This window comes from Nonomuraea sp. NPDC003201 (assembly GCF_053590415.1).
In genome coordinates, this window is record NZ_JBSFTC010000416.1 from 1 (window position 1) to 7,767 (window position 7,767).

Sequence of the window (7,767 nt, forward strand, 5' to 3'; positions counted from 1 at the left end):
GCGGCTCTGCGCCGGCTGACCGCGGCCGCCCGGGTGAGCGGCCGCCGCCGCTACACCCGCGACCACGTCGTCCGCGTCCTGACGATCATCCGCGCGAAGGCGGGCGGGATGAGCCTGGAGCAGATCCGGGAGATGCTCGGCGCCTACGGCCTGGCCGAACGCCAGGCGCTCCTCCAGCGCCATCACGCCGAGCTGGAGGAACGTCAGCGGGAGCTCGCGGCGTCCAAGGCGCTGATCGAGCACCTCATGCGGTGCACGGCCGACGACTTCACCCAGTGCCCCGACTACCGGCGCATCGTGGAAGGCGTGGCCGGGCTCCACGACCACGGCCAGGACGGGTGCCTGGTCTGAGCGGAGGGAATCTCGAGCGGGCCGTACGGGCGCGCCGCTACGCTCTGGATCACCACCCCTCGGCCCGGAAGGAAGCACCTCGTGCGCACGTTCAAACTCCAGGTCCAGATGACCGTCGACGGCTACATGGCCGGCCCGAAGGGCGAGATGGACTGGCTGAACTTCCCGTGGACCGACGACATCAACGCCTACATCGACGCGCTCACCGACCCCGTCGACTGCATCGTGCTGGGCCGCAGGCTCGCCGAGGGGTTCATCCCGGCGTGGGCGGCCGGGCCCGAGGGTGAGGACCAGAAGTCCATCGACAAGATGAACGACACGCCCAAGATCGTCATCTCCAACACCCTCACCGAGTCACCCTGGGAGAACGCCGTGGTCGCGGGCGGCGACCTCGCCGAGATCGTCAACGGGCTCAAGGCCCGGCCGGGCGGCGACATGATCGCCTACGGTGGCGGCACGCTCGTGTCGAGCCTGATCGCCCAGGGGCTGCTCGACGAGCTCCACCTGTTCGTCAACCCGGTCGCCATCGGCGCCGGAATGCCGGTGTTCGGCGACGCCGGCGACTACAAGCGGCTCCGTCTGGTCGCGGCCCGGCCGTTCGACTGCGGGATCACCGCGCTGCACTACGAACCGAAGCGCGCCTGAACACCGCCTCCGCCAAGGGGCCCGGCGGCTTCCGGGCCGGCCTGGCCAACGAGGCCGGCGAGGTCCTGCGCGGTGGCCCGGAGGTGCCGCTGTCCGTTCTCCGTCGGCACCGTGATCGCGAGCATGGCGCCCACTCTGGCACAGGCCACCGACAATTCCGGGCCGCGCGCGAGGATCGTCAGGTGGCGGGGACGCACTCGATGACGGTGTGCCACGGTGGGATGTCGTGCACGGCGGCGACCCGCAGTTCGGCGGCCGCGGCCAGCGTCCGGTAGTCGTCGACGGTCCGTTCCCGGCCGCCGGTCAGGACCAGCATCCGCAGGTTCATCTCCGCGAACATGGCCGGATCGACCTCCGAGGTGCTGGGCGACTCGAGGATCAGCACCCGCCCGTGCGGGCCCGCGGCGCCGGCGCAGCGGCGCAGGATGGCGGTCGCCTCGGCGTCGGCCCAGTCGTGCAGCACGCGGTTGAGCACGTACGCGTCGGCGCCGGTGGGCAGTTCGTCGAAGAAGCTGCGCCCGACCGTCTCGCACCGGTCCGCCAGCCCGTTCTCGGCCAGGTAGCGCTGCCCGCGTGAGACGGTGTCCGGCAGGTCGATCAGCAGCCCGCGCAGGCCGTCGTGGCGCAGCAGCAGTTCGGCCAGCAGCTTGCCGGTGCCGCCGCCGACGTCGGCCACCCGGCCCAGCGCCGGCCAGTCGTAGCCCTCCGCCAGCTCGCGGCCCGCGGCGTTGACCGCCATCGTCGCGTCGAAGGACGCGCTCAGCTCGGGGTCGGCGTCGAGGTGGTCCCAGAACGGCGCCCCGAACACCGCCGGCCAGGCCGGCAGGCCGGTCCGCACCGTGTCCTGCAGGCCGGTGAAGGCCAGGTCCATCCGGCCGCCGAACCCGTCCAGGTCCAGCCACCGCCACGCGGCGGACGGGTGGTCGCGGCGCAGCAGGGCGGCGGTCTCGTTCACCGCGAACGTGCCGGGCCGGGGTTCGGCGAACACGCCGCGGCCGACGAGGTGGCGCAGCACCCGGCCCAGCGCGTCGGGGTCGGCGCCGGCGCGGGCGGCCAGGTCGTCGAGGCCGGAGCCGTGCTCGTCCACCAGGTCGGGCAGCCGCAGGGTCACGGCCACGCGGAGTGCCATCGGGGTCATCAGGTCCATCAGCGGCGTCAGGGCCCGCCATGCGGCGGCCCCGTCCAGGGGGGTGTCGTCGCTTGTCATGCGCCTATCATGCTATCCAGCTTACGAATCTACATTGTAAAGGGGTGGGGCTGTGGGCGACCACCCGCGCCAGAACAACCCCAAAGCTCCGACGTCGGGGCTTACTTGGCGAGGGTCTGGTTGAAGCGCAGCATGTTGCCGGCGGGGTCGCGGAAGGCGCAGTCGCGGACGCCGTAGAACTGGTCCATCGGCTCCTGCAGCACCTCGCCGCCCGCGGCGCTGATGCGCTCGAAGGTGGCGTCGCAGTCGTCCGTGGTGAAGATGATGCCGCGCAGCAGGCCTTTGGCCATCAGCTCGGCCATGGCCTGTTTGTCGGCCGGTGAGGCGTTGGGGTCGGCGAGTGGTGGTTCGAGGACGATGTCCACGTCCGGCTGGGAGGGTGACCCGATGGTCACCCAGCGCATTCCCTCGTAGCCGACGTCGTTGCGTACCTCCAGACCGAGGACGTCGCGGTAGAAGGCGAGCGCCTTGTCGTGGTCGTCGACGGCGATGAAGCAGGTGGAGAGCTTGATGTCCATGCGCTTCAGCCTATGGGCGGGCGGACGGGCCCGCTTCTCCGTTCCTGACCGGTCGCGTGTAGATCTTGGCCATGCAGGCGGGGATGTCGGCGGCGCGGTCGTGGTCGCGGGCCCGGTAGGCGCTGGGGCTCTCGCCGACCAGCTGGGTGAATCGGGTGCTGAACGACCCGAGCGACGTACAGCCCACCGCGAAGCAGACCTCGGTGACGGAGAGGTCGCCGCGCCGCAGCAGTGCTTTGGCGCGCTCGATGCGGCGGGTCATCAGGTAACTGTAGGGCGTCTCGCCGAAAGCGGCGCGGAAGCTGCGGGAGAAGTGGCCCGACGACATCAGGGCGTCACGCGCCAGCGCCGGGACGTCGAGGGGCTCGGCGTAGTCGCGGTCCATCCGGTCGCGGGCCCGCCGCAGCCGGACGAGATCGTCGAGGTCCTGCCGTCTCACCTGGTCAGTTTCTCACAGGATCCGGGTGCGACCGGTCAGGAATGGAGAAGCGCGCATCGGTACGGTGCGGCTAGCGTGACCAGCGCAGACCTCACCTTTTCGAACAGGAGTGAACCATGAGCGACTCTTCCACCCAGGGGATCAAGACGGTGCTGCATCCGGTGGCGGACCTGGCGAAGGCCAAGGCGGTGTACGCGGCGCTGCTGGGTGTCGAGCCGGTGGCCGACGGGCCCTACTATGTCGGCTTCGAGGCCGCGGGCCAGCACATCGGGCTGGTGCCGGCCGGTGGGCCGCAGGCGATGACCTCGCCGGTGGCCTACTGGCACGTGCCGGACATCGAGGCGAAGCTGGCCGAGGTGACCGCTGCCGGTGCCACCGTGAAGGACCCCGTGCGCGACGTCGGCGGCGGCCGTCTGGTGGCCACCGTCACCGACCCCGATGGCAACGTGCTGGGGCTGCTTCAGGACCAGTGAGCGGCGGTCCTCGCCGACCGTACTGACACCAAAAACCAGACATAATGCTCGAACCAGGCGACGCCGACGGAGACCGCGCCAGGCGGTCCTGCCCAAGAGATGGAGAGACGATGAGCAAGGCCACGAGGACTGACCCGCAGTCGCCTGCGCCGAACGTTGCCGACAGCCACGATCTGATCCGCGTGCACGGCGCGCGCGAGAACAACCTCAAGGACGTCAGCATCGAGATCCCGAAGCGCCGGCTGACGGTGTTCACCGGGGTCTCCGGCTCGGGCAAGAGCTCGCTGGTGTTCAACACGATCGCCGCGGAGTCGCAGCGGATGATCAACGAGACGTACAGCACGTTCGTGCAGGGCTTCATGCCGACGCTGGCGCGGCCCGAGGTCGACGTGCTGGACGGGCTGACCACCGCGATCATCGTCGACCAGCAGCGCATGGGCGCCGACCCCCGCTCCACGGTCGGCACCGCCACCGACGCCAACGCGATGCTGCGCATCCTGTTCAGCCGGCTCGGCCGGCCGCACATCGGCTCGCCCAACGCCTTCTCCTTCAACGTCCCCTCGGTACGGGCGAGCGGCGCGATCACCGTCGAGCGCGGCGCCAAGAGGACGGAGGTGCAGACCTTCACCCGCACCGGCGGCATGTGCACGCGCTGCGAAGGGCGGGGCGCGGTCTCCGACATCGACCTCACCCAGCTCTACGACGACTCCAAGTCGCTGGCCGAGGGCGCGTTCACCATCCCGGGCTGGAAGTCCGACAGCTTCTTCACCGTGCGGGTCTACGCCGAGTCCGGCCTGCTCGACCCGGACAAGCCGATCCGCGACTTCACCAAGAAGGAGATGCAGGACTTCCTCTACCGGGAGCCGACCAAGGTGAAGGTCGAGGGGGTGAACCTCACCTTCGAGGGGCTGATCCCCAAGATCCAGAAGTCGTTCCTGTCCAAGGACCGGGAGGCGATGCAGCCGCACATCCGGGAGTTCGTGGACCGGGCGGTGACCTTCACCACCTGCCCCGAGTGCGACGGCACCCGGCTCAGCGAGGCGGCCCGCTCCTCGCGGATCGACGGGGTCAACATCGCCGACGCGTGCCGGATGCAGATCAGCGACCTGGCCGAATGGATTCGCGGCCTCGAGGAGCCGTCGGTGGCGCCGCTGCTGGCGACGCTGTTGCGCACGCTGGAGTCGTTCGTGGAGATCGGGCTGGGCTACCTGTCGCTGGAGCGGCCGGCGGGCACGCTGTCGGGCGGCGAGGCGCAGCGGGTCAAGATGATCCGCCACCTCGGCTCCTCGCTCACCGACACCACCTACGTCTTCGACGAGCCCACCGTCGGCCTGCACCCCCATGACATCCAGCGGATGAACGACCTGCTGCGCCGGCTGCGCGACAAGGGCAACACGGTGCTCGTCGTGGAGCACAAGCCGGAGGCGATCGCGATCGCCGACCACGTGGTCGACCTGGGCCCCGGCGCCGGTACGGCGGGCGGCACCGTCTGCTTCGAGGGCACCGTCGAGGGGTTGCGGGCCAGCGGCACCGTCACCGGCCGCCACCTCGACGACCGGGCCGCCCTCAAGGAGAGCGTGCGCAAGCCCACCGGCACGCTGGAGATCCGCGGCGCGAGCGCGAACAACCTGCGCGAGGTCGACGTCGACATCCCCCTCGGGGTGCTGGCCGTCGTCACCGGTGTCGCCGGCTCGGGCAAGAGTTCGCTGGTGCACGGGTCGATCCCGGCCGGTGCGGGCGTGGTGTCGATCGACCAGGGTGCGATCCGTGGCTCGCGGCGCAGCAACCCGGCGACCTACACCGGGCTGCTCGACCCGATCCGCAAGGCGTTCGCGAAGGCCAACGGGGTGAAGCCGGCGCTGTTCAGCGCCAACTCCGAGGGCGCCTGCCCCGCCTGCAACGGCGCCGGTGTCATCTTCACCGATCTGGCGATGATGGCGGGCGTCTCCACGGTGTGCGAGGAGTGCGACGGCAAGCGGTTCCAGGCCTCGGTGCTGGAGCACCGCCTCGGCGGCCGCGACATCAGCGAGGTGCTGGCGATGCCGGTGGCCGAGGCGGAGGAGTTCTTCGGCGCCGGTGAGGCGCGTACGCCGGCCGCGCACGCCATCCTCGGGCGGCTCGCCGATGTCGGGCTCGGCTACGTGAGCCTCGGCCAGCCGCTCACCACATTGTCCGGTGGCGAGCGGCAGCGGCTCAAGCTGGCCACCCGCATGGCCGACAAGGGCGGCGTGTACGTCCTGGACGAGCCGACGACCGGTCTGCACCTGGCGGACGTCGAGCAGTTGCTCGGCCTGCTGGACCGGCTGGTCGACTCCGGCAAGTCGGTCATCGTCATCGAGCACCACCAGGCGGTCATGGCGCACGCCGACTGGATCATCGATCTCGGCCCGGGTGCCGGTCATGACGGTGGCCGGATCGTGTTCGAGGGGACGCCCGCCGATCTCGTCGCGGCCCGCTCCACCCTCACCGGTGAGCACCTGGCGGCCTACGTCGGGGCGTGATCGCGCCTGTGACGCCCGGTGCTCGCGTGGCCTGGTGCCGTGCGGGCGCGGGCGGGTGAATAGACTTGTCCGACGTGACGTCCAAGCCGCGTATCCCGAATGTCCTGGCCTCGCGTTATGCCTCGCCGGACCTGGCCCGCCTGTGGTCCCCCGAGTACAAGATCATCGCTGAGCGGCGGTTGTGGCTGGCGGTGTTTCGGGCGCAGGCCGAGCTGGGGGTGACGGTCCCGCAGGGCGCGGTCGACGACTACGAGAAGGTCGTCGACCAGGTCGACGTCGAGTCGATCGCGGCGCGTGAGCGGGTGACGCGGCACGACGTGAAGGCGCGCATCGAGGAGTTCAACGCGCTGGCCGGGCACGAGCAGGTGCACAAGGGGATGACCTCGCGTGACCTGACCGAGAACGTCGAGCAGCTGCAGATCCGCGACAGCCTGCTGCTGGTGCGTGACCGGGTGGTGGCGTTGCTGGCGCGCCTGGCGTCGCTGGCCGAGGAGCACAAGGCCACGGTGGTCGCCGGGCGTTCGCACAACGTGGCGGCGCAGGCGACCACGCTGGGCAAGCGTTTCGCGTCGGCGGCCGATGAGCTGCTGGTGGCCTACCGGCGGCTGGAGGAGCTGATCGGCCGCTACCCGCTGCGCGGGATCAAGGGGCCGGTGGGCACCGCGCAGGACATGCTCGATCTTCTGGGCGGCGACCTGGGCAAGCTGGCCGAGCTGGAGGAGAAGGTGGCCGCGCACCTGGGGTTCGCGCACCGCTTCACCAGCGTGGGGCAGGTTTATCCGCGTTCGCTGGACTTCGAGGTGGTGACGGCGCTGGTGCAGCTGGCGGCGGCGCCGTCGTCGCTGGCCAAGACGATCCGGCTGATGGCCGGGCACGAGCTGGTCACCGAGGGGTTCAAGGAGGGGCAGGTCGGCTCGTCGGCGATGCCCCACAAGATGAACACCCGCTCCTGCGAGCGCGTCAACGGCCTGGCCGTGGTGCTGCGCGGTTACGCCTCGATGGCGGGCGAGCTGGCGGGCGACCAGTGGAACGAGGGCGACGTGTCGTGCTCGGTGGTGCGCCGGGTGGCGCTGCCGGACGCGTTCTTCGCCTTCGACGGGCTGGTGGAGACGATGCTGACGGTGCTGGACGAGTTCGGCGCCTTCCCGGCGGTCATCGCCGCCGAGCTGGACCGCTACCTGCCGTTCCTGGCCACGACGAAGATGCTCATGGCGGCGGTGCGGGCCGGGGTGGGCCGGGAGAGCGCGCACGAGCTGATCAAGGAGCACGCGGTGGGGGCGGCGCTGGCGATGCGCTCGCGCGGCGCCGGCAACGAGCTGCTCGACCTGCTGGCGGCCGACACCCGCTTCCCGCTGGACCGGGCCCGGCTGGAGGCGCTGCTGGCCGACCAGGTGTCGTTCACCGGCGCGGCCGCCGATCAGGTGGAGGCCGTGGCCCGGCAGGTGGGCGAGGTCGTGACGGCGCACCCGGAGGCGGCGGCCTACCGGCCCGGCGCCATCCTGTAACGAGCTGTGGCGATACGGGAGTTACGCGACGACGCCGAGGTGCGCGCCGCGTGCGGTGACGACGACCTGCTGGTGTGGGTGGCGCAGGGGCTGCGCGGCGGCGCGCGGGCGTGGGCGCTGGGCGGGGC

At 70.9% G+C, this 7,767-nt stretch carries 8 protein-coding genes; 5 read left to right on the top strand and 3 right to left on the bottom strand.

The window, feature by feature from the left end; all coding sequences use genetic code 11:
• Both ACWDX9_RS56185 and ACWDX9_RS56190 read left to right on the top strand, forming a co-directional pair.
• Window positions 1–351: MerR family DNA-binding protein (locus ACWDX9_RS56185; protein WP_449971060.1), on the top strand; the 351-nt coding region annotated here is incomplete at its 5' end.
• A gap of 81 nt (window positions 352–432) precedes the next feature.
• Window positions 433–996 (top strand): dihydrofolate reductase family protein, encoded by a 564-nt coding sequence (locus ACWDX9_RS56190; protein ID WP_449971063.1) that lies wholly within the window; start codon window positions 433–435, stop codon window positions 994–996.
• Between the two features lie 178 nt (window positions 997–1,174).
• On the opposite strand, the gene ACWDX9_RS56195 is transcribed toward ACWDX9_RS56190, so the two are convergent.
• The 3 genes from ACWDX9_RS56195 to ACWDX9_RS56205 form a co-directional block, all read right to left on the bottom strand.
• Window positions 1,175–2,203: a methyltransferase gene (locus tag ACWDX9_RS56195; RefSeq protein ID WP_449971065.1), complete on the bottom strand. Its 1,029-nt coding sequence runs from the start codon at window positions 2,201–2,203 to the stop codon at window positions 1,175–1,177.
• A gap of 101 nt (window positions 2,204–2,304) precedes the next feature.
• The gene (locus ACWDX9_RS56200) at window positions 2,305–2,721 is read right to left on the bottom strand and encodes a VOC family protein (RefSeq protein WP_350736462.1); all 417 of its coding nucleotides are present in this window, start codon (window positions 2,719–2,721) and stop codon (window positions 2,305–2,307) included.
• Between the two features lie 10 nt (window positions 2,722–2,731).
• Window positions 2,732–3,106: a helix-turn-helix transcriptional regulator gene (locus ACWDX9_RS56205; protein WP_449905470.1), complete on the bottom strand. Its 375-nt coding sequence runs from the start codon at window positions 3,104–3,106 to the stop codon at window positions 2,732–2,734.
• A gap of 170 nt (window positions 3,107–3,276) precedes the next feature.
• On the opposite strand from ACWDX9_RS56205, the gene ACWDX9_RS56210 reads away from it, so the two are divergent.
• From ACWDX9_RS56210 to purB, 3 genes are all read left to right on the top strand, one after another.
• Window positions 3,277–3,633 carry a VOC family protein gene (locus tag ACWDX9_RS56210; protein ID WP_397368029.1) on the top strand — a complete coding sequence of 119 codons (357 nt, stop codon included), beginning with the start codon at window positions 3,277–3,279 and terminating at the stop codon, window positions 3,631–3,633.
• Between the two features lie 110 nt (window positions 3,634–3,743).
• Entirely contained in the window at window positions 3,744–6,134 is a 2,391-nt protein-coding gene (locus tag ACWDX9_RS56215) for an ATP-binding cassette domain-containing protein (RefSeq protein ID WP_449971068.1), read from the top strand.
• Window positions 6,135–6,208: 74 nt separating this feature from the next.
• Complete coding sequence (gene purB, locus ACWDX9_RS56220) at window positions 6,209–7,639, top strand: adenylosuccinate lyase (RefSeq protein ID WP_449971071.1); 1,431 nt, start codon at window positions 6,209–6,211, stop codon at window positions 7,637–7,639.
• Window positions 7,640–7,767: the final 128 nt, after the last annotated feature.